The organism is Mesorhizobium yinganensis (genome assembly GCF_040081985.1).
In the GTDB taxonomy this organism is placed as follows: domain Bacteria; phylum Pseudomonadota; class Alphaproteobacteria; order Rhizobiales; family Rhizobiaceae; genus Kumtagia; species Kumtagia yinganensis.
In genome coordinates, this window is record NZ_JBEBMH010000013.1 from 120,944 (window position 1) to 139,842 (window position 18,899).

20 protein-coding genes are annotated in these 18,899 nt (G+C 63.7%); 7 read left to right on the forward strand and 13 right to left on the reverse strand.

Features of this window, described 5'->3' with window-relative positions; genetic code table 11:
- Positions 1 to 268 precede the first annotated feature (268 nt).
- From pnp to ABMA59_RS22060, 3 genes are all read left to right on the forward strand, one after another.
- The gene (gene pnp / locus ABMA59_RS22050) at positions 269 to 2,410 is read left to right on the forward strand and encodes a polyribonucleotide nucleotidyltransferase (protein WP_349007542.1); all 2,142 of its coding nucleotides are present in this window, start codon (positions 269 to 271) and stop codon (positions 2,408 to 2,410) included.
- Between the two features lie 72 nt (positions 2,411 to 2,482).
- Complete coding sequence (locus ABMA59_RS22055; RefSeq protein ID WP_349007543.1) at positions 2,483 to 3,025, forward strand: hypothetical protein; 543 nt, start codon at positions 2,483 to 2,485, stop codon at positions 3,023 to 3,025.
- Positions 3,026 to 3,070: 45 nt separating this feature from the next.
- A complete protein-coding gene (locus tag ABMA59_RS22060; RefSeq protein ID WP_349007544.1) occupies positions 3,071 to 4,090 on the forward strand; it encodes a class I SAM-dependent methyltransferase in 1,020 nt (339 codons plus the stop codon).
- Positions 4,091 to 4,115: 25 nt separating this feature from the next.
- Here ABMA59_RS22060 and ABMA59_RS22065 read toward each other — a convergent pair whose 3' ends face one another.
- The 4 genes from ABMA59_RS22065 to fabA form a co-directional block, all read right to left on the reverse strand.
- Positions 4,116 to 5,660: a putative bifunctional diguanylate cyclase/phosphodiesterase gene (locus tag ABMA59_RS22065; protein WP_349007545.1), complete on the reverse strand. Its 1,545-nt coding sequence runs from the start codon at positions 5,658 to 5,660 to the stop codon at positions 4,116 to 4,118.
- Positions 5,661 to 5,774: 114 nt separating this feature from the next.
- A complete protein-coding gene (gene fabI, locus ABMA59_RS22070) occupies positions 5,775 to 6,587 on the reverse strand; it encodes an enoyl-ACP reductase FabI (RefSeq protein ID WP_349007546.1) in 813 nt (270 codons plus the stop codon).
- 92 nt (positions 6,588 to 6,679) lie between these two features.
- Complete coding sequence (gene fabB, locus ABMA59_RS22075; protein ID WP_349007547.1) at positions 6,680 to 7,897, reverse strand: beta-ketoacyl-ACP synthase I; 1,218 nt, start codon at positions 7,895 to 7,897, stop codon at positions 6,680 to 6,682.
- Between the two features lie 36 nt (positions 7,898 to 7,933).
- Positions 7,934 to 8,452, reverse strand: coding sequence for a 3-hydroxyacyl-[acyl-carrier-protein] dehydratase FabA (gene fabA, locus ABMA59_RS22080; RefSeq protein ID WP_349007548.1), 519 nt, complete (start codon positions 8,450 to 8,452; stop codon positions 7,934 to 7,936).
- Positions 8,453 to 8,691: 239 nt separating this feature from the next.
- Here fabA and irrA point away from each other — a divergent pair, with 239 nt between their 5' ends.
- A complete protein-coding gene (gene irrA, locus ABMA59_RS22085; protein WP_349007549.1) occupies positions 8,692 to 9,123 on the forward strand; it encodes an iron response transcriptional regulator IrrA in 432 nt (143 codons plus the stop codon).
- Positions 9,124 to 9,125: 2 nt separating this feature from the next.
- The gene (locus tag ABMA59_RS22090; RefSeq protein ID WP_349007550.1) at positions 9,126 to 9,497 is read left to right on the forward strand and encodes a DUF4260 domain-containing protein; all 372 of its coding nucleotides are present in this window, start codon (positions 9,126 to 9,128) and stop codon (positions 9,495 to 9,497) included.
- 8 nt (positions 9,498 to 9,505) lie between these two features.
- Here the strand turns inward: ABMA59_RS22090 and ABMA59_RS22095 are convergent, their stop codons facing one another.
- Complete coding sequence (locus tag ABMA59_RS22095) at positions 9,506 to 10,063, reverse strand: SH3 domain-containing protein (protein ID WP_425475966.1); 558 nt, start codon at positions 10,061 to 10,063, stop codon at positions 9,506 to 9,508.
- Positions 10,064 to 10,225: 162 nt separating this feature from the next.
- Here ABMA59_RS22095 and ABMA59_RS22100 point away from each other — a divergent pair, with 162 nt between their 5' ends.
- Positions 10,226 to 11,227 carry a 2-hydroxyacid dehydrogenase gene (locus ABMA59_RS22100; RefSeq protein WP_349007552.1) on the forward strand — a complete coding sequence of 334 codons (1,002 nt, stop codon included), beginning with the start codon at positions 10,226 to 10,228 and terminating at the stop codon, positions 11,225 to 11,227.
- Between the two features lie 82 nt (positions 11,228 to 11,309).
- Positions 11,310 to 12,299: an MBL fold metallo-hydrolase gene (locus ABMA59_RS22105; RefSeq protein ID WP_349007553.1), complete on the forward strand. Its 990-nt coding sequence runs from the start codon at positions 11,310 to 11,312 to the stop codon at positions 12,297 to 12,299.
- 44 nt (positions 12,300 to 12,343) lie between these two features.
- On the opposite strand, the gene ABMA59_RS22110 is transcribed toward ABMA59_RS22105, so the two are convergent.
- From ABMA59_RS22110 to olsA, 8 genes are all read right to left on the reverse strand, one after another.
- Positions 12,344 to 12,706 (reverse strand): aconitase X swivel domain-containing protein, encoded by a 363-nt coding sequence (locus ABMA59_RS22110; protein WP_425475964.1) that lies wholly within the window; start codon positions 12,704 to 12,706, stop codon positions 12,344 to 12,346.
- Complete coding sequence (locus tag ABMA59_RS22115; RefSeq protein WP_349007554.1) at positions 12,657 to 13,145, reverse strand: GNAT family N-acetyltransferase; 489 nt, start codon at positions 13,143 to 13,145, stop codon at positions 12,657 to 12,659. The genes ABMA59_RS22110 and ABMA59_RS22115 overlap by 50 nt, the downstream gene beginning before the upstream one ends.
- Entirely contained in the window at positions 13,142 to 13,900 is a 759-nt protein-coding gene (locus ABMA59_RS22120) for a molybdopterin-synthase adenylyltransferase MoeB (protein ID WP_349007555.1), read from the reverse strand. The genes ABMA59_RS22115 and ABMA59_RS22120 overlap by 4 nt, the downstream gene beginning before the upstream one ends.
- Positions 13,901 to 13,943: 43 nt before the next feature.
- A complete protein-coding gene (locus tag ABMA59_RS22125) occupies positions 13,944 to 15,014 on the reverse strand; it encodes a hemolysin family protein (protein WP_349007556.1) in 1,071 nt (356 codons plus the stop codon).
- Between the two features lie 27 nt (positions 15,015 to 15,041).
- Positions 15,042 to 15,548 carry an rRNA maturation RNase YbeY gene (gene ybeY / locus ABMA59_RS22130; protein WP_349007557.1) on the reverse strand — a complete coding sequence of 169 codons (507 nt, stop codon included), beginning with the start codon at positions 15,546 to 15,548 and terminating at the stop codon, positions 15,042 to 15,044.
- 18 nt (positions 15,549 to 15,566) lie between these two features.
- On the reverse strand, positions 15,567 to 16,562 hold the full coding sequence (locus ABMA59_RS22135; RefSeq protein ID WP_349007558.1) for a PhoH family protein: 996 nt from the start codon (positions 16,560 to 16,562) through the stop codon (positions 15,567 to 15,569).
- A gap of 68 nt (positions 16,563 to 16,630) precedes the next feature.
- Positions 16,631 to 17,998 carry a tRNA (N6-isopentenyl adenosine(37)-C2)-methylthiotransferase MiaB gene (gene miaB, locus ABMA59_RS22140; RefSeq protein ID WP_349007594.1) on the reverse strand — a complete coding sequence of 456 codons (1,368 nt, stop codon included), beginning with the start codon at positions 17,996 to 17,998 and terminating at the stop codon, positions 16,631 to 16,633.
- Between the two features lie 94 nt (positions 17,999 to 18,092).
- Entirely contained in the window at positions 18,093 to 18,893 is an 801-nt protein-coding gene (gene olsA / locus ABMA59_RS22145; protein ID WP_349007559.1) for a lyso-ornithine lipid O-acyltransferase, read from the reverse strand.
- Between the last annotated feature and the right edge of the window lie 6 nt (positions 18,894 to 18,899).

Consider the following 18,899-nt stretch of genomic DNA (forward strand, 5'->3'; position numbering starts at 1 on the left):
ATCGCGCAGGCGATACCCGCCGGATTGCCGCAAAGGCAGCTCACGCCGCCGGAAAAGCGATCCGACCGACGGGACGGTTCCGAGGGCGGAACCGCACCGCCCATGGACCGGTCATGGGGCAGGATTACAGGATGCCCGGAGACGCCCGCTCGTCGACAAACCGGACCTCCCGCTGTCTTGCCCGTGGCTCGTCCGACACGAAGCCAATAGGGGGCGCGCCGCCGGCAATGGGGCCGGAGCGGCGCCGCCCGCACAGCAAGGACAAGACATGTTCAATCATCACAGAGTAGAAATCGAATGGGCAGGCCGCCCGCTGATCCTGGAGACGGGCAAGATCGCCCGCCAGGCTGACGGCGCGGTGCTTGCCACCTATGGCGAGACCGTGGTTCTGGCCACCGTCGTCTCCGCCAAGGAGCCGAAGCCCGGCTTCGACTTCTTCCCGCTCACCGTCAATTATCAGGAAAAGACCTATGCCGCCGGCAAGATCCCAGGCGGCTACTTCAAGCGTGAAGGCCGTCCGAGCGAGAAGGAGACGCTGGTCTCCCGCCTGATCGACCGCCCGATCCGCCCGCTCTTCGCCGACGGCTACAAGAACGACACCCAGGTCGTCGTCACCGTCATGCAGCATGACCTCGAGAACGATCCGGACATCCTGTCGATCGTCGCCACATCCGCCGCGCTGACGCTTTCGGGCGTGCCGTTCATGGGCCCCGTCGGCGGCGCCCGCGTCGGCTATGTCAACGGCGAATACGTGCTCAACCCGCATATCGACGTGATGCCGGAATCCAAGCTCGACCTCGTCGTCGCCGGCACCGGCGACGCCGTGCTGATGGTCGAGTCCGAAGCGCAGGAACTGCCGGAAGACGTCATGCTCGGCGCCGTCATGTTCGGCCACAAGGGTTTTCAGCCCGTGCTCGACGCGATCATCCAGCTCGCGGAGCTGGCCGCCAAGGACCCGCGCGACCACAAGGTGACCGACCTTTCCGAGCTCGAAGCCACCATGCTCGGCCTGGTCGAGGACGAGCTGCGCGCCGCCTACAAGATCATCGACAAGCAGGCCCGCTACAACGCCGTCGACGCCGCCAAGGCCAAGGTCAAGGCGACCCTGCTGCCGGAAGGCGCCGAGCAGACCGTTTGGTCGAGCGAGCAGGTGTCGTCGGTGTTCAAGGAGTTGCAGGCCAAGATCGTTCGCTGGAACATTCTGGATACCGGCAGCCGCATCGACGGCCGCGACCTGAAGACCGTCCGCAACATCGTGTCGGAAGTCGGCGTGCTGCCGCGTACCCACGGCTCGGCGCTGTTCACCCGCGGCGAGACCCAGGCGATCGTCGTCGCCACGCTCGGCACCGGCGAGGACGAGCAGTATGTCGACAGCCTGACCGGCATGTACAAGGAGACCTTCCTCCTTCACTACAACTTCCCGCCCTACTCCGTCGGCGAGACGGGCCGCATGGGTTCGCCGGGACGCCGCGAGATCGGCCACGGCAAGCTCGCCTGGCGCGCCATCCATCCGATGCTGCCGGCCGCGGAAGCCTTCCCCTACACGCTGCGCGTCGTTTCCGAGATCACCGAGTCTAACGGGTCGTCGTCGATGGCGACGGTCTGCGGCACCTCGCTGGCGCTGATGGACGCCGGCGTTCCGCTGACCCGTCCGGTCGCCGGCATCGCCATGGGCCTGATCAAGGAAGGCGAGCGCTTCGCGGTGCTCTCCGACATCCTCGGCGACGAGGACCATCTCGGCGACATGGACTTCAAGGTGGCCGGCACCGCCAACGGCATCACCTCGCTGCAGATGGACATCAAGATCGACGGCATCACCGAGGAGATCATGAAAGTGGCGCTGGAGCAGGCCAAGGGCGGCCGCATCCACATCCTCGGCGAAATGGCCAAGGCGCTGTCGGAAGGCCGCAAGGAACTCGGCGAATTCGCGCCGCGCATCGAGGTCATGCATATCCCGACCGACAAGATCCGCGAAGTGATCGGCTCGGGCGGCAAGGTGATCCGCGAGATCGTCGAGAAGACCGGCGCCAAGATCAACATCGAGGACGACGGCACGGTCAAGATCGCTTCGTCCAACGCCAAGGAAATCGAGGCGGCGAAGAAGTGGATCCACACCATCGTGGCAGAGCCGGAAGTCGGCGAGATCTACGAGGGCACGGTCGTCAAGACCGCCGACTTCGGCGCCTTCGTCAATTTCTTCGGCCCGCGCGACGGCCTGGTGCACATCTCGCAGCTCGCCAGCGACCGCGTCCAGAAGACGACGGACGTCGTCAAGGAAGGCGACAAGGTGTGGGTCAAGCTGATGGGCTTCGATGAGCGCGGCAAGGTGCGGCTCTCCATGAAGGTCGTCGACCAGAAGACCGGCAAGGAGATCGTGCGCGAGAAGAAGGCCGAGGAAGACGCGGCCTGATCCACTCAGGTGGAAACATCTTCAAGGGCGCGATCGCAAGATCGCGCCCTTTGCATTTCCGGGAGGCTCGCCATGAGCGACATTCAGACAAGCTTGAGAAGGATCGATGTTCCGCAAAGCGACGTTGGCGCTCCTACACCGCTCGTCTTCGCCGAGGAGAATAAGCTCCTTTTCGGCTACTATGTGCAAACCCATGCTGGAAACGAGCCTTTTGATACCTGTGCGATCGTCCGCGTCGAGTCATACCTTGCGTTGAAGTTCGGTTACCCGAACGACGAGGCGATTGGTGGCCATCGCTATGCGCCGATCGGGCTGCGTCCCTGCAGCGCTTATGAGGTTCTCGATTCCGAATGGATTCGGGAGATTGTGGAAGCGAATCGGGTGCATCCACATCACTCAGACCGGATGTTCATTTCCGATCGGCATTTCATCTTCACGTTCCATGAATCCGTGCTCGAATTCATCACTAACGATGAACTGGTCATATCCCGGTCGCGTGGCGAACTGCGCGACCTCATCTATGCCGAGGCAAGTCGGCAGGCGGCAGCACGACAAGCTGAGGTTGTTCGAATTGCTGAGGACCTCATCGCCAGACGATCGAGGTCAGATGGGTAGAACTCACTGCAATGATCTTAGCTTGATCCAAGACGGTGCTCCTGAATGAGCCGCGAATCCCTCGATACCCTGTTTTATCCCTTCAATTCCGGTGCGCTGTATCCGCCTGGAAGCGATCAGCGCGTGCTGTTTCTCGGCGCGGAGCAGGGTTTCCGATTGCGGGAAGACTTTGCTGCGCGGTGGAGTCTCGTCCAAGGTTTCCGGCCTTCGTTCCGGGCGTTGCAGAATGCCGGCTGTGAAGTCTCGCCAATCTCCAAAGAAGAAAACTACGACGCCGCGCTGGTGCTATGCGGACGGCATCGCGGCGAGAACGAGTTGCGGATTGCCGATGCTATCGCGAGGACGCGGTCCGGTGGCCTGATCGTGGTGGCCGGCGGCAAGGATGACGGCATCGCGAGCGTGCGCAAACGGATGGCCGATTTGGTCGCTGTCGATGGGCATCTGCCGAAATATCATGGTATCGTCTTCTGGTTCCCGCGCCCGGATGATGGGGACGCGATTGCGCAAACGCTTCGCGACGGCGCGAAGGCTAACCTCGTAGACGGCCGCTTCCGCACGGCGCCGGGCATGTTTTCGCATGATCGCGTCGATGCCGGTTCGAAACTGCTCGCCGAAAACCTTCCCGACCAACTCTCCGGCCGCGTTGCCGATTTCTGCGCGGGCTGGGGATATCTGGCGTCGGAGATCGCCGAGCGATTTCCAAAGGTGACGGCGCTTGACCTTTACGAAGCCGATTTCGCCTCTCTCGAGGCGGCCAAGGCGAATCTCGCCGGCATCCAGTCGCCGCCGCTCCGCTTCCTCTGGCACGATCTCGCCGGCGAACCGGTGACGGAGCGTTATGACGCGATCGTCATGAACCCGCCCTTCCACACCGGGCGGCGCGCCGAACCGGAACTTGGGCAGGTCATCATCAAGACGGCGGTGAAAGCACTCAAGCCGGGCGGGCGGCTTTATCTGGTCGCCAATCGGCAGTTGCCCTACGAAAAGATGCTGGCCGGTTCGGTGTCCGAATTCAGCGAGATTGCCGGCGACCGCGCCTTCAAGGTTTTCGCGGCACGACGTTGAAGCCTGCTGTTCCGGTCGGCTCGGATCAGGCGACCTGACGGGCGCCGGCCCGACCGCCCTGCACGATCGACAGAACCGGCCTCGCGCCCAAGGGGGCCGGCCGTCCGAACAGAAAACCCTGCACTTCCTGGCAACCCGCGGCGCGCAGCATCGTCGCCTGCTTCTCGGTTTCGACACCCTCGGCGATGGTCTTCACGCCAAGTGCGCGCGACAGGCTGACGATGGTCGAAACCACGGCGTTCGAGCTGGAATCGGTCTCGATGCGGCTGATGAACGAGCGGTCGATCTTCAGCTTGTGGAACGGGAAATCGATGAGGTAGCTGAGGTTCGAATAACCCGTTCCGAAATCGTCGACGGCGACCGATATCCCCATCTCGCCCAGCCTTTTGAGCAGGACGGCCGCGTATTCGCGGTCCTGCATCATCGCCGATTCGGTCACTTCCAGTTCGAGGCGCCTGGGATCGATGCCCGAGGCGCTGACGGCGTCGGCGACCACGTCGAGAAAATCGCGGGCCATGAACTGCACGGGCGAGATATTGACGGCGACGAAGCAGCTTTCCGGCAGGTCCTTGGCGTCCTCGCAGGCCTGACGCAGCACCCATTCGCCGATCGGCACGATCATGCCGGTTTCCTCGGCGATCGGAATGAACTCATTCGGCGCGATCATGCCGCGTTCCCGGTGGTTCCAACGGATCAGCGCCTCGTAGCCGACGATGCGGCCATCGGCGAGGTCGAGCTGCGGCTGGTAGTGGAGATGGAAATCGCCGTGCTGGAATGCGGCGTGCAGCTCCGATTCCACCCATTGGCGATAATCGGCCACGCGCCCCATCTCCGGCTGAAAGACCGCCCATTCGCCGATGCCGCTGGCGCGTGCGTTCTGCAGAGCGAGGTTGGAGCGGCGCAAGATGAGCACCGGATCGACCCCGTCCTTCGGAATGGCGACGATGCCGACCGACAAGTTCACCGACTGCAGATGGGTCTTCAGCTGATAGGGTTCCATCATGCGCTCGACCAGCCTGTCGATCAGGGCTTCGAGGCGATCATCCGCCACGCGATCCGGCACCAGTATGGCGAACTCGCCCGCGCCGATGCGGCCGATGGTGACGCCGCGCGGCAGATTGTCCTTCAGCCGGGCAGTAAAGGCGCGGATCAGGTCGTCGCCCTGGCTGTAGCCGACGGAGTCGTTGATGTGCTTGAAACGGTCGATGTCGATATCGACGAGGAACATCGGCTCGCCGGTCCGCGCAGCGACGGAGGCCGCGTCGGCGATCTTGCCGACCATCGCGGCGCGGGCGAACAGACCGGTCAGCTTGTCGAATTGGGTTTCGTTGTAGATGTAACCCGCCGACTCATCGACGCCGGCGAAGAACGAGAGGGCGGAGCCGGCCGCGGCGAGGCCACACAGGGCGGCGACAATCGCGCCTACCGTATCGCCGGAAAGCCCGGCCATGTCCTGACCGAAGCCATATCGGAGGCCCCAGAAACCGAGGATGAAGCTGCAAAGGCCCGAAGCCCCAACCGTGATCAGCCTGAATATGACGCCGCGTTTTGGATGTACGGCTGACGCCATGCAGGTAAGTCCTCGATTGCCGAAAGCACTACCGCGGATGTCCTTAAAAGCCTTTCCGCCGATCGAATCAATTTTACGGAATTATGGGAACAGCGCCAGTACCACAATTGTGGATCATTCGCGGCCGATGTCATCCTTTTTCAGCTCATCGAGCGTCGGCATCGAGACGATATGGTAGCCTGAATCCACATAGTGAATTTCGCCGGTCACGCCGGAGGACAGGTCGGAAAGCAGGTAAAGCGCCGATCCGCCGACCTCGTCGAGACTCACCGTGCGCCGCAGCGGCGAATTGCGCTGCTGATAGGCGAACATGTAGCGCGCGTCCGAGATGCCGGCGCCGGCCAGCGTGCGCACCGGCCCGGCCGAAATGGCATTCACACGGATACCGCGAGGGCCAAAATCATTGGCCAGATAGCGGACGCTGGCCTCCAGTCCCGCCTTGGCGACGCCCATGACGTTGTAATTGGGCATGATGCGCACCGAGCCGGCATAGGTCAGCGTGATCATCGAACCACCGTCCGTCATCAGCGCGGCGGCGTTGCGGGCGACCTCGGTGAAGGAATAGCAGGAGATCACCATGGTACGGATGAAGTTCTCGCGGCTGGTGTCGGCATAAAGCCCTTTCAGCTCGTTCTTGTCGGAGAAACCGATGGCGTGGACGACGAAATCCAGCTTGCCCCATTCATTGCCGAGCGTTTCGAAGACGCTTTCGACCGAGGCGCTGTCCTCCACGTCGCAGGGCAGGACCAGCGAGGCTCCGACCTTTTCGGCCAGCGGCCGGACACGCCGCCCGAAGGCGTCGCCCTGATAGGTAAAAGCAAGGCTGGCGCCGCTCGCAGCCAGGCGCTGGGCAATACCCCAGGCGATCGAATGGTCGTTGGCGACTCCCATGACGAGGCCGCGCTTGCCCTGCATAAGTGGGGTCATCGTAGAGGGTCCTTGAAAAGCGAATAGCGAATAGGGAGTAGCGAATAGGGAAGAATTAGCATTCTACTCGCTATTCGCTACTCCCTATTCGCTCAACTGTAGCGTTGGAACACCAGCGTCGCATTGGTGCCGCCGAAGCCGAAGGAATTCGACAGGACGGTGTCGATCTTGGCGTTGTCGATGCGCTCGCGCACGATCGGCATGCCGTCGAATTCCGGATCGAGTTCCTCGATATGGGCGCTCTTGCCGATGAAGCCGCCCTGCATCATCAGGATCGAATAGATCGATTCCTGGACACCGGCGGCGCCGAGCGAGTGTCCGGTGAGCGATTTTGTCGAAGTGATCGCGGGCATCTTCTCGCCAAAAACCTCGCGGATCGCGGCCATCTCGCGGGAATCGCCGACCGGGGTCGATGTGCCGTGGGTGTTGATGTAGTCGATCGGCGTTTTCACGGTCGCGATTGCCTGCTTCATGCAACGGACAGCACCTTCGCCGGACGGCGCGACCATGTCGTAACCGTCGGAGGTCGCGCCATAGCCGACGATTTCGGCATAGATTTTTGCGCCCCGCGCCTTGGCGTGCTCCAGTTCCTCCAGCACCAGCACGCCCGCGCCGCCGGCGATGACAAAACCGTCGCGGTTGACGTCATAGGCGCGCGAGGCGGTGGAGGCACGGTCGTTGAACTTCGACGACATGGCCCCCATGGCGTCGAACAGGTCGGACATGGTCCAGTCGAGATCCTCGTGGCCGCCGGCAAACATCACGTCCTGCTTGCCCCACTGGATCATCTCTGCCGCATTGCCGATGCAGTGCGCCGAGGTCGAGCAGGCGGACGAGATGGAATAGTTCACGCCGTGGATCTTGAACCAGGTGGCGAGAGTGGCGGATGCCGTCGACGACATCGCCTTCGGCACGGCGAAGGGGCCGATGCGCTTCGGGCTGTTGTTCTTCAGCGTCGTTTCGGCGGCCTCGACGATCGTCTTGGTCGACGGCCCGCCGGAGCCCATAATGATGCCGGTGCGTTCGTTGGTGATATCACTCTCTTCCAGCCCCGCATCGACGATCGCCTGCTGCATGGCGACATGGTTCCATGCGCCGCCCTTGTGCAGGAAGCGCAGCGCGCGGCGGTCGATCATTTCGGTCGGGTCGAGCGTCGGCGCGCCCCACACCTGGCACTTGAAGCCGTGCTCGGCAAAAGACTCGGAAAAGCTGATGCCGGATTTGGCGTCGTGCAGGGATGCCTGCACCTCGTTGGCATTGTTGCCGATCGAGGAGACGATCCCCAAGCCCGTGACGACGACACGTCTCATGATGCGATCCTCGCTAAATTCGATGCGTCCGGCCGATCAGGCGGCGGACTGCTTGGACAGGCCGACCTTAAGGTCGGTCGCCGCGTATATGGGCTCGCCATCGGCCTTCAACCAGCCGTCCGCGATGCCGAGCACGAGCCTGCCGCGCATGACGCGCTTGAAATCCACGCCATATTCGACCTTCTTCACCGAAGGCGTGACCATGCCCTTGAACTTCACCTCGCCGGTCGACAGCGCCATGCCCTTGCCGGGCTCGCCCAGCCAGCCGAGATAGAAGCCGGTCATCTGCCACATGGCGTCGAGGCCGAGGCAGCCGGGCATGATCGGATTGCCGATGAAGTGGCAGGCAAAGAACCAGAGGTCGGGCTTGATGTCGAACTCGGCACGGATGAAACCCTTGTCGAAGGCGCCCCCGGTCTCGCTGATCTCAGTGATGCGGTCGAACATCAGCATCGGCGGATAGGGCAGTTGCGCGTTTCCGGGACCGAACAGTTCGCCGCGCGCGCAAGCCAGCAGGTCATCATAGTCGTAGCTGGATTTCGCCGCCGCTGCCATCAGTTCCGCCCTTGTTCATCTCTGGCGCCCGGCTACACCTTTGTCATTTGCAGAAGCGGCATCACGAACCGTTTCAACCCGGAAATCGACGTTAGCGCTTAGCCTGCCCGCCCTGCCCGGTCAATGCACGGCTATTGATCGATCGCAGACAACCGAATATATGCTCTTAAGGGATTTGTGCGCATAGTTGCCACTTTCGTGAAGCATGCGTGGATTACCGGGGTAGAATTGGCGGGACGATGAAGTCGTCGAACAGCACTGTCAGTATAGACGAACGCGTGCGCAGAGCCGGATTGCGTCCGACGCGGCAGCGTGTCGCGCTGGCCGAAATGCTGTTCGCCAAGGGCGACCGCCACCTCTCCGCGGAACTCCTGCATGAGGAAGCGTTGGCCGCGGGCGTGCCGGTGTCGCTGGCGACGGTCTACAACACGCTGCACCAATTCACGGAAGCCGGGCTGCTGCGCATCCTCGCCGTCGAGGGGTCGAAGACCTATTTCGACACCAATACGTCCGACCACCATCATTTCTTCATCGAAGGCGAGAACACCGTCTTCGACATCATGTCCGGTCCGATCAAGGTCAGTGACCTTCCCGAGCCGCCGGAAGGCATGGAAATCGTCAACGTCGACGTGGTCGTGCGCCTGCGCCGGAAATCCGACGCCCAAAACTAGATATGTCTCTCCCCCGATGGATGGATGCCTCGCTCAGGATCGAGTGGGGGTGCGTCGCTTTGGCGCTTGTGGCCGCCTTCTGGGCGATTGGCGGATCGTGGCTGCTGTTCGCCGCGCTGGTGCTTGCACCCGACCTCTTCATGCTCGGCTACCTGGCCCGACCGCGCATGGGCGCCATCGCCTACAATCTGGTGCACATTCTGATAGGGCCGTTCGTCCTTGGCTGCGTCGCCTTGATAACGGATAGCGCCATCGCCAAGCAGATCACGCTGATCTGGGCGTTTCACATCGCCGTGGACCGCGCGCTCGGATACGGCCTCAAGCTGCCGACATCATTTCAGGACACGCATCTGGGCCGGATCGGCCGCGGCTGAACGGGCGATCAATCCTTGATCGTCTCGCCGGGATAGGCGCCCCAGACCAGCGTCTGGTTGAGCCAGCCGGTATGGCCGGCAAAGGTCATCCGGCACCAGTCGCCGTTGCATTCCTTGATCGTGCCGACCACGCCGGGTTCGATGACCGCGACCTTGCCGGCATCGGGCCTCGGCTCGGAAAGCAGGTCGATCCTGGCGTCCTTGCCGCGCTGCCAAGGTGCGGCGATGGCGGTGCGCTTGCCGGACAGCAGCGACTGGTTGATCCAACCCTCGCTTCCGTCGGAATCGCGCACCCGCCGCCAGTTGTCGTATTCCTGGATGATCTCCATCGGCAGGCCCGACTTCAGATACATCCAGTCGACGGGATAGTTTACGCCGGGGCCGATGCGGGAATTCACACGGCCGGATTTCAGGCTGACGAATCGCGGCAGCGGCAGGCCGCTGCCTCCCTGCGATGCGGTCTGCCCGACCGCGCCTTGCGCAAGCGCCGCGCCGCCGGGCGGCAGGAGAGACAAAACAACCAGTGCAGCCACGGCGGCGGCGCGAAACGACACTGAACCCGACACTTTCGTACCCCTGAATGCGGAGCCGGCAGGCTTGCGGCGCGGCGCCTTTTTCTTTGTCATCGGCACGACCGCTTGTTACACAGGCTGTCGCGCCGGGACCGGCATCAAGTTTCGCCCGTCTTGGTTAAAGAGGTCTCAACGAGACCCGGATTCGAGGAAACAATGGCGGGCAAGAAAAAGCCTCTCGTCGTGATTACCCGCAAGCTCCCCGACCAGGTCGAGACCAGGATGCGCGAGCTTTTCGACGCCCGCCTCAATGTCGACGACCGCCCGCTGACGCAGGCCGAACTGGTGGCCGCGATGAAGGAGGCGGACGTGCTGGTGCCCACCGTCACCGACCGGATCGACGCGCCGCTGATCGAGCAGGCGGGCAAGAATCTCAAGCTGATCGCCAATTTCGGCAATGGCGTCGACAAGATCGACGTGGATGCGGCGGCCCGAAAGGGCATCACCGTCACCAACACGCCCGGCGTTCTCACCGAGGACACCGCCGACATGACCATGGCGCTGATGCTGGCGGTGCCGCGGCGGCTGACCGAAGGCGCCAACATCCTGGAACATCCGGCCAAATGGGAAGGCTGGTCGCCGACCTGGATGCTGGGGCGCCGCTTCACCGGCAAACGCCTCGGCATCGTCGGCATGGGCCGCATCGGCACGGCGGTGGCGCGCAGGGCCAAGGCTTTCGGGCTCTCGATCCACTACCACAACCGCCACAGGGCCATGCAGAGCATAGAGGACGAGTTGGAGGCGACCTATTGGGAGAGCCTCGACCAGATGCTGGCCCGCATGGACATCATCTCCGTGAACTGCCCGTCGACACCCGCCACGTTCCATCTGCTGTCGGCGCGGCGCCTGGCGCTGCTCCAGCCGACCGCCTACATCGTCAACACGGCACGCGGCGACCTGATCGACGAAGAAACGCTGATCAAGATGCTGCAGGAAGGCAGGATCGCCGGCGCTGGGCTTGATGTCTTCGAGCACGAGCCCGCCGTCAATCCGAAGCTGGTCAAACTCGCCGCCAAGGGCAAGGTCGTCATCTTGCCACATATGGGCTCGGCGACCATCGAAGGCCGCATCGACATGGGCGAGAAGGTGATCATCAACATCCGCGCCTTCATCGACGGGCATCGGCCGCCCGACCGCGTGCTGCCGAGCAGGGCCTGACGCCCCGTTCCTGCGCAGCTCCTACACGCTCGCGTCATGCGCGGGCGTTATGGCGCGTGCATCGCATTCGAGAGGGATATTTATGAAACGGACGGCATTGCTGGCGCTGGCGGCATCCCTGGCATTTTCGATGGGCGCCCAGGCGGGCGAGGGTTTCGACGTGATCGCGCTCGGCGCGCGAGGCGGCATCGAGGACGGCAATCTCAGCGCCTACCTGATCTCGCCGCATGGCGACCCGCGCGCCGTGACCTGCGATGCCGGCGCGCTGGTCGCCGGGCTGCGCACTGCGGAGGCCAAGGGTGCATTGGTCGATGTGAGCGTGCCGGCCGATTCGGCGTATACCAAGATCGGCTACGTGCTGGTCGAACAGATCAAGGGCTATCTGATCAGCCATGCCCATCTCGACCATATCGCCGGCCTGATCGCCGCCTCGCCCGACGACGGCAAGAAGCCGATCTACGCCCTGCCGTCGGTCAATAGCGACATCGAGCAGACCTACTTCAACTGGGAGGCCTGGCCGAATTTCGGCAACCGGGGCAAGGAACCTCAGCTCAAGAAATACGACTATCGAGATCTGCCCGCTGGCGGGAAGGTCGAGCTTGCCGATACGGCGATGAGCGTCACCGCCTTCCCGCTCAGCCATGGCGGCGTGGAATCGACGGCCTTCCTGATCGAGAGCGGCGACGACGCGCTGCTCTGTTTCGGCGACACCGGCCCGGACGAGGTCGAAAAATCGACGCGCATCGCCGATGTCTGGACCGCCGTCGCCGAAAAGGTGCGCGGCAAGCGGCTGAAGGCCATCATCATCGAGGTGTCCTACACCAATGCGCAGCCGGACAAGTTCCTGTTCGGCCATCTCACGCCCGCCTGGCTGCTCAAGTCGCTGCGCGGGCTGGAAGAGAAGGCGGGCAAAGGCAGCCTCAAGGACCTGCCGATGGTCGTTAGCCACATCAAATATTCTCTGAAGAAAGGACCGTCGCCGCAGGAGGAAATTTTGGGGGAATTGCAGGCCGGCAACGATCTGGGTGTGAATTTCATCATCCCCGAGCAGGGACTGAAGTGGCGGTTCTGAGGAAGGCGCGAGGCGCGATTTCGCGAGCTTTGAATCCGCGACCGTCAGGCTGCGATTACACCGTCCTCGCCGACGCGGGTCACCAGGCCGCGAAACGTCTCGAAGCTTTCGCGATCCAGCCTTGCTGCGACCGGTGTCCGCCAACTCATCTCGCGCGCGACGATGAGGCCCAGCAGCAGGATGGCGTCGGGTTCATGCAGAACGATGGCTGCCGGCGCATGGCCGTTGTGCACCAGTTCCAGCAGCACCGCCGAAGCCGATGACGAACCGATCATGCCGGGCAGGAAAGGCACCTTGTCGGCGATCGACATTCCATGCTGCGGATGGCGGCGACTTCCCGTTCCGCGTCGGTCAGCATCAGGCCTGTACGAGCGTTTTGCGCATGGTGAGCGAAGTCCGGCGGTCATAGCCCGGATGGGCCGTCCGATCCGTCTCGATGAAACCAAGCCGGGAAAAGGCCCGATGATTGCCGACGAGTTCGATCCGCGTCTGCATTTCGATCGCCGGCTTGCCGCCCTGCCGCGCAATTCGTTCGGCTTGGCTCACCAGCAATCCGCCGATCCCCATGCCCTGGAACTCCGGATCGACGGCCAGCTTGCCGAGATAAAAATGGTCGCCCCGTTCGGCGAGCGCGCCGCAGCCGACCAGACGTCCGCGGTGATACGCAAGGAAGATCGTCTCCGCCTCCGCCTTGGCGCGGAGCGATTCCGCTGTCAGTTGATGCGCGGAGGACGGCGGGTCGATGACGCCGTCCATATAGGCGAAGGCGCGGTGGATCAGCGCCAGAAGCCCGTCCCAGTCGTCGAAATCCGGCGGCAGCGCCGCGACGGTGACGTCGCCGCTCATTGGGGAGCCTTGTAGCGGATGGTGTCGAACTGCGCGGCCAACCCGTCATAGAGCAGCAGCCGGCCGACCAACGGCTCGCCGATGCCGGCGATCAGCTTGATCACTTCCATCGCCTGCAGCGTACCGATGACACCTGTCAGAGCGCCGAGCACGCCCGCCTCGGCGCAGGAAGGCACCATGCCGGCGGGCGGCGGTTCGGGAAAGAGGTCGCGGTAGGACGGATTTTTTCGCCCATCCGGTCCCGTCTCGAAGGGTTTCAGCACGGTTACCGAACCGTCGAAACGGCCAACGGCGGCATGCACCAGCGGCTTGCCTTCCGCCGCGCAGGCGTCGGCCACCGCATAGCGCGTGTCGAAATTGTCCGATCCGTCGGCGACCAGATCATAGCGGCGAACCAGGTCCTGCGCATTGTCCGCCGCGATGCGGAAATCATGCACTTCGACGGCGACGTTCGGATTGATGCGGCCGATCGAGCGCGCGGCACTCACGTTCTTGGCCTCGCCGACCGAAACGGTGTCGTGGATCACCTGCCTCTGCAAATTGGACAACGAGACTGTGTCGTCGTCGACGACGCCCAGCGTTCCGATACCAGCGGCCGCCAGATATTGCAGCACAGGCGCGCCGAGCCCGCCGGCACCGATTACCAGCACACGCGCGCGCTTCAGTTTCTGCTGACCGGGTCCGCCGATTTCCGGCAGCACGATGTGGCGTGCGTAGCGTTCGAGTTCGTCGGGCGTGAAAGCGGATGCGGACATGGACGAAGCATAGGCCGCAGCGTCCGGGATTGGAACCTGCTGCCTACTCGGTCGGCTCGGTGGACTCAGCCTTGGCTGCACGCCGCCGCCGCTCGCTCTTCGCTTCCACGATGCGCACGCGCTTGACGCGGCGCGGGTCGGCGTCGAGCACATGGAACTCGTAACCCGGCACGGCCTGCACCACCTCGCCGCGCGCCGGCACGCGGCCCAGCGCATTGAAGATCAGGCCGCCGATCGTGTCTACATATTCGCTATGTTCTCCCGGCGAGAAATCGCCGCCGATCATTTTTGCGACATCGTCGATCTCGGCCTTGGCGTCGACGACATAGATGCCTTCGCCCGCCTGGGTGATCAGCGGCTCTTCCTCGTCATGCTCGTCCTCGATGTCGCCGACGACCATCTCGACGATGTCTTCGAGCGAGGCCAGCCCGTCGGTGCCGCCATATTCGTCGATCACCAGAGCCATCTGGGTGCGCGCCGCCTGCATGCGCGCCATCAGGTCGGACGCCAGCATCGAGGGCGGTACGAACAGAACGGTGCGGATCAGATTGAGCTCGCCGATCGAGCGGTTGAGTTCGACATTGGCAAGGTCGAGCGGCACGGCGGCGGCGGGTGGTTTTCGCGTGGTCCGCCCCTTCTTGAGACGGCCGGCGCGGGTGATGTGGGCGAGCACGTCGCGGATGTGGACCATGCCGCGCGGGTCGTCCAGAGTACCGGAATAGACCGGCATGCGCGAATGCCCGGACTGTTCGAAGACGTTCAGCAATTCGCCGAGCGAGGTCGATATTTCGACGGCCTCGATGTCGGCGCGCGGCACCATCACGTCCTCGACGCGGACCTCGCGCAGGCGCAGTATGTTGTTGAGCATCGCCCGCTCGGCCGGCGAAAACGCCTCCGCGTCGGTGTCGCTCTCGGCCAGCGCGTCGGTCAGGTTCTCGCGCAGGCTGCTGCCGTTGCGATGCCTGAACAGCGTCGCCAGCCAGTCGATGAAGGATGGGCGTTCGGCCGCCGTCGCGGCGGGGGTACTCGGACTCGGGGCCTCGTCGGCCTGGTCCGCAGTGTTCCTGACGCTGCCCGTCTCGGGGGTGGCGGCAGTCTCGGGGGTGTCGTTCATCTCGTTCCGGTCGTTGGACACTTTCTGTTACGCGTAGGGATCGGGAATGGCAAGCCTCGCCAGCGCCCGGCGCTCCAGCTCTTCCATCACCTCGGCTTCCCCGTCCGTCTCATGGTCGTGCCCCATCAGGTGCAGGAGGCCATGGACGATAAGATGGGTGATATGGTGCTCGAAGGGTTTTCCTTCCAGTGCCGCTTCGTTCTTCACCGTCTCGAAGGCCAGCACGATGTCGCCGAGCAGCGGCGGCAGCGCGTCGCCGATCTGCGTCGGAAAGGCGGGAAAGGACAGCACGTTGGTCGGCTTGTCCTTGTCGCGCCATTCGGCGTTCAGCACCTGGATATGCGCATCGTCGGTGAACATCAGGCTGAGTTCGACCGGCTGCGCCGCGTGGCCGCCGGCCTCGGCGATGGCTGCCTCCGCGGCGTGGGCCGCCAACATGCCCAACAGTTCCTCGGACGGCCAGCCGCCCGCCTCGACGGAAATGTCGATGGTAATCGCGACTTCCGTCCGATTATGCTTGGCCGCCTTTGCCATTGGACTGTCGGGTTTGGCTCAGTTCTCGCCGACGCCGAGACCGCGCGACAGTTTTGCGTCGCGGTCGTAGGCGCGGACGATCTCGGCCACCAGCGGATGGCGGACGATGTCGACGTCGGCAAAGCGCACGATGACCGCGCCCGGCACGCCGTCCAGTATGCGCAACGCCTCGACCAGGCCGGATTTCGTCTGCGGCGGCAGGTCGATCTGCGTCGGATCGCCGGTGACGATCATCCGCGAATTCTCGCCGAGACGTGTCAGGAACATCTTCATCTGCATCGGCGTGGTGTTTTGGGCCTCGTCGAGGATGACGGCGGAATGGGCCAGCGTGCGGCCGCGCATGAAGGCGAGCGGCGCAATCTCGATGACGCCCGCGGTGAGCGCCCGCTCAACCTTGTCGGCCGGCATCATGTCGTAAAGCGCGTCGTAGAGCGGCCGAAGGTATGGATCGACCTTTTCCTTCATGTCGCCCGGCAGGAAGCCGAGACGCTCGCCGGCCTCGACAGCCGGGCGCGACAGGATGATGCGCTCGACCATGCCGCGCTCCAATAGCATCGCCGCATGCGCCACCGCCAGATAGGTCTTGCCCGTGCCCGCCGGGCCGATGCCGAACACCAGTTCGGAGCGCTCCAGGGCGCGCATATAGGCGTCCTGATTGAGCGAACGTGCATAGATGGTGCGCTTGCGGGTGGCGATCTGGGCGGCCGCCATCTTGCCCTTGCGTTCCAGCGTCGGCAAGGTCAGTTGGTCGTCGGCGGCCACCGCCATGCGGATCGCCCCGTCAACGTCCGACTGGGCGATGTTGGCGCCCTTCTGCAGGATGCCGTAGAGATTATCAAGCGCGCGCTGCGCCTGTTCCGCCGCCGCGGCGCTGCCCTTGATGGAGACCTGATTGCCGCGCGAGCGGACGTCGACGCCGAGCTTCTGCTCCAGGCGCGCAAGATTCTCGTCGAACTGTCCGTATAGGGCACTGGCGAGCTTGTTGTTGTCGAAGGTCAGGACGATGTGCGCCATATCCGACGCCCCTGACGGGGCCTGCTTCAGATCCGCATTGGCGACCAAACGTCTCTCCTTCTCCAAACCTAGGCCGTCTCGCCGAACAGCGTCGAATTTTCGACGCGGGCGATTCGCACCGGAACAATGTCGCCGATTTCGCCGGCGGTTTCATCAACAATGACCGGCTGAAGCCACGGCGATCGCCCTGCCTTCTGGCCGGGCCGGCGGCCGGGTTTTTCGATCAGCACGTCGAAGCGCATGCCGGCGCGGCTTTGCGTGAAATCGTGCTGGTGCTCGGCCAGAAGCGCCTGAAGCCGCTGCAAGCGTTCATCCTTGACCGCCTCGGGCAAGTGGCCCTTCATTTCGGCGCCCGGCGTGCCGGGACGCGGCGAATATTTGAAGGAGAAGGCCTGCGCATAACGCACGGCGCGCACCAGATCGAGCGTCGCCTCGAAATCGGCGTCGGTCTCGCCGGGAAAACCGACGATGAAGTCGCCCGACATGGCGATGTCCGGCCTCGCCGAGCGGATGCGCTCGATCAGCGCAAAATAGTCTGCGGCCTTGTGGCGGCGGTTCATGGCTTTCAGGATGCGATCGGAGCCCGATTGCACCGGCAGATGCAGATAGGGCATCAGCGCCGCGAGATCGCGATGCGCGGCGATCAGTTGGTCATCCATGTCGCGCGGATGGCTGGTCGTGTAGCGCAGCCGTGCCACGCCAGGGATTTCCGCCAGGCGGAACAGCAGGCGTCCAAGACCCCATTCCGCCCCGTCCGGACCCTCGCCATGCCAGGCGTTGACGTTCTGCCCGAGCAGCGTGATCTCACGCACGCCCGCCGCCGCCAGTCTTTCCGCCTCGGCGACGATCTGGGCGACCGGGCGCGACACTTCCGAACCGCGCGTATAAGGCACCACGCAGAAGGTGCAGAACTTGTCGCAGCCTTCCTGCACGGACAGGAAGGCGGTGACGCCGCGCCTGGCGATCTCGGCGCGGCGCGGCTGCGGCAGGTGCTCGAACTTGTCCTCGACGGCATAGTCCGTCTCGACCACCTTTTCGCCGGCGCGCACCTTCCTCAGCGCCTGCGGCAGGCGATGATAGGTCTGCGGGCCGATCACCAGATCGACCACCGGCGCACGGCGGATGATCTCGCGACCCTCGGCCTGAGCGACGCAACCGGCTATGCCGATCATCATCTCGCCGCCGGCCTGTTCGCGCTCGCGCTTCACCTCGCGGATGCGGCCGAGTTCGGAATAGACCTTTTCGGCCGCCTTCTCGCGGATGTGACAAGTGTTGAGGAGGACGAGGTCGGCCTCTTCCATCCGCTCGGTCGCGGAATAGCCGTCGGCTGCCAGCGCATCGGTCATGCGCTGGGAATCGTAGACATTCATCTGGCAGCCATAGGTCTTGACGAAGACCTTCTTGCCGCCCTGCGGTTGCGCGCCGGTTTCGATCATCGGTTCGGCCGCGCGGTCGATCTCGATATGCTCCATTGCCGGGCTTCTAGCGCCTTTTCGTGACAAAGGACAGACGCAAGCGGCTTTCCAGCATTCACGAATGTGGCGCGGGATTGGCGAGCGCTCCGGCAAGCAGATCGCGCACCCGCGCCTCGGCGAGGCGGGCGATCTCCTTGCGGTTGCTCCTGGCGTTGAAGGCGACGGGCTCGCCGAAATGCACTTCGACGTCGATGGCGCCTTCGCGCAGCACGTTCTTCAGATGCGGGACAAGATCCTCGTCGCCGATCCAAGCCGCCAGGCCGCGATATTGCCGGCCCATCGGCAGGCCCTGCAACCTCGTATAGGCCAGCGCCACCGGCTGGATCCACATCTCGTCGTGGTGACTTTCCGACAGGATCATCGAGGCCGCGCCGAACAGCGTGGTCTTGAACGGCAAGAGCATGTTGCCGTCGCCGGTGGTCCCTTCCGCGAACAGCACCATGACATCGCCACCGGCCAGGCGGCCGGCTATCTCGCCGGCCTGGTCGCCGGACTTGCGGCGACGCTCGCGCTCGACGAAGACCGAGCGCTGCATTTTTGCCAGCCAGCCGAAGACCGGCCAGCCCGACATTTCCGACTTCGCGATGAACGACACCTCCGCCACCGCGCCGAGCACCGTGATATCGAGCCAGGACACGTGGTTGGATGCGATGAGCAGCGGACGGCCCTGGGCAATCTTGCCGAACACCCTGATCCGCACGCCCAGCATGCGCGTGGCGAGCCTGTGCCACAGCAGCGGTACGCGCCTACCCCGTCCAAGGCCAGTCTTCAGGCTGAAAACCTGCCACGGCGCAAGCACGACCGTCGCACCCGCGACGACCGTCAGCGCAAGGATCGACCGGGCCGTTGATATCATCGACGT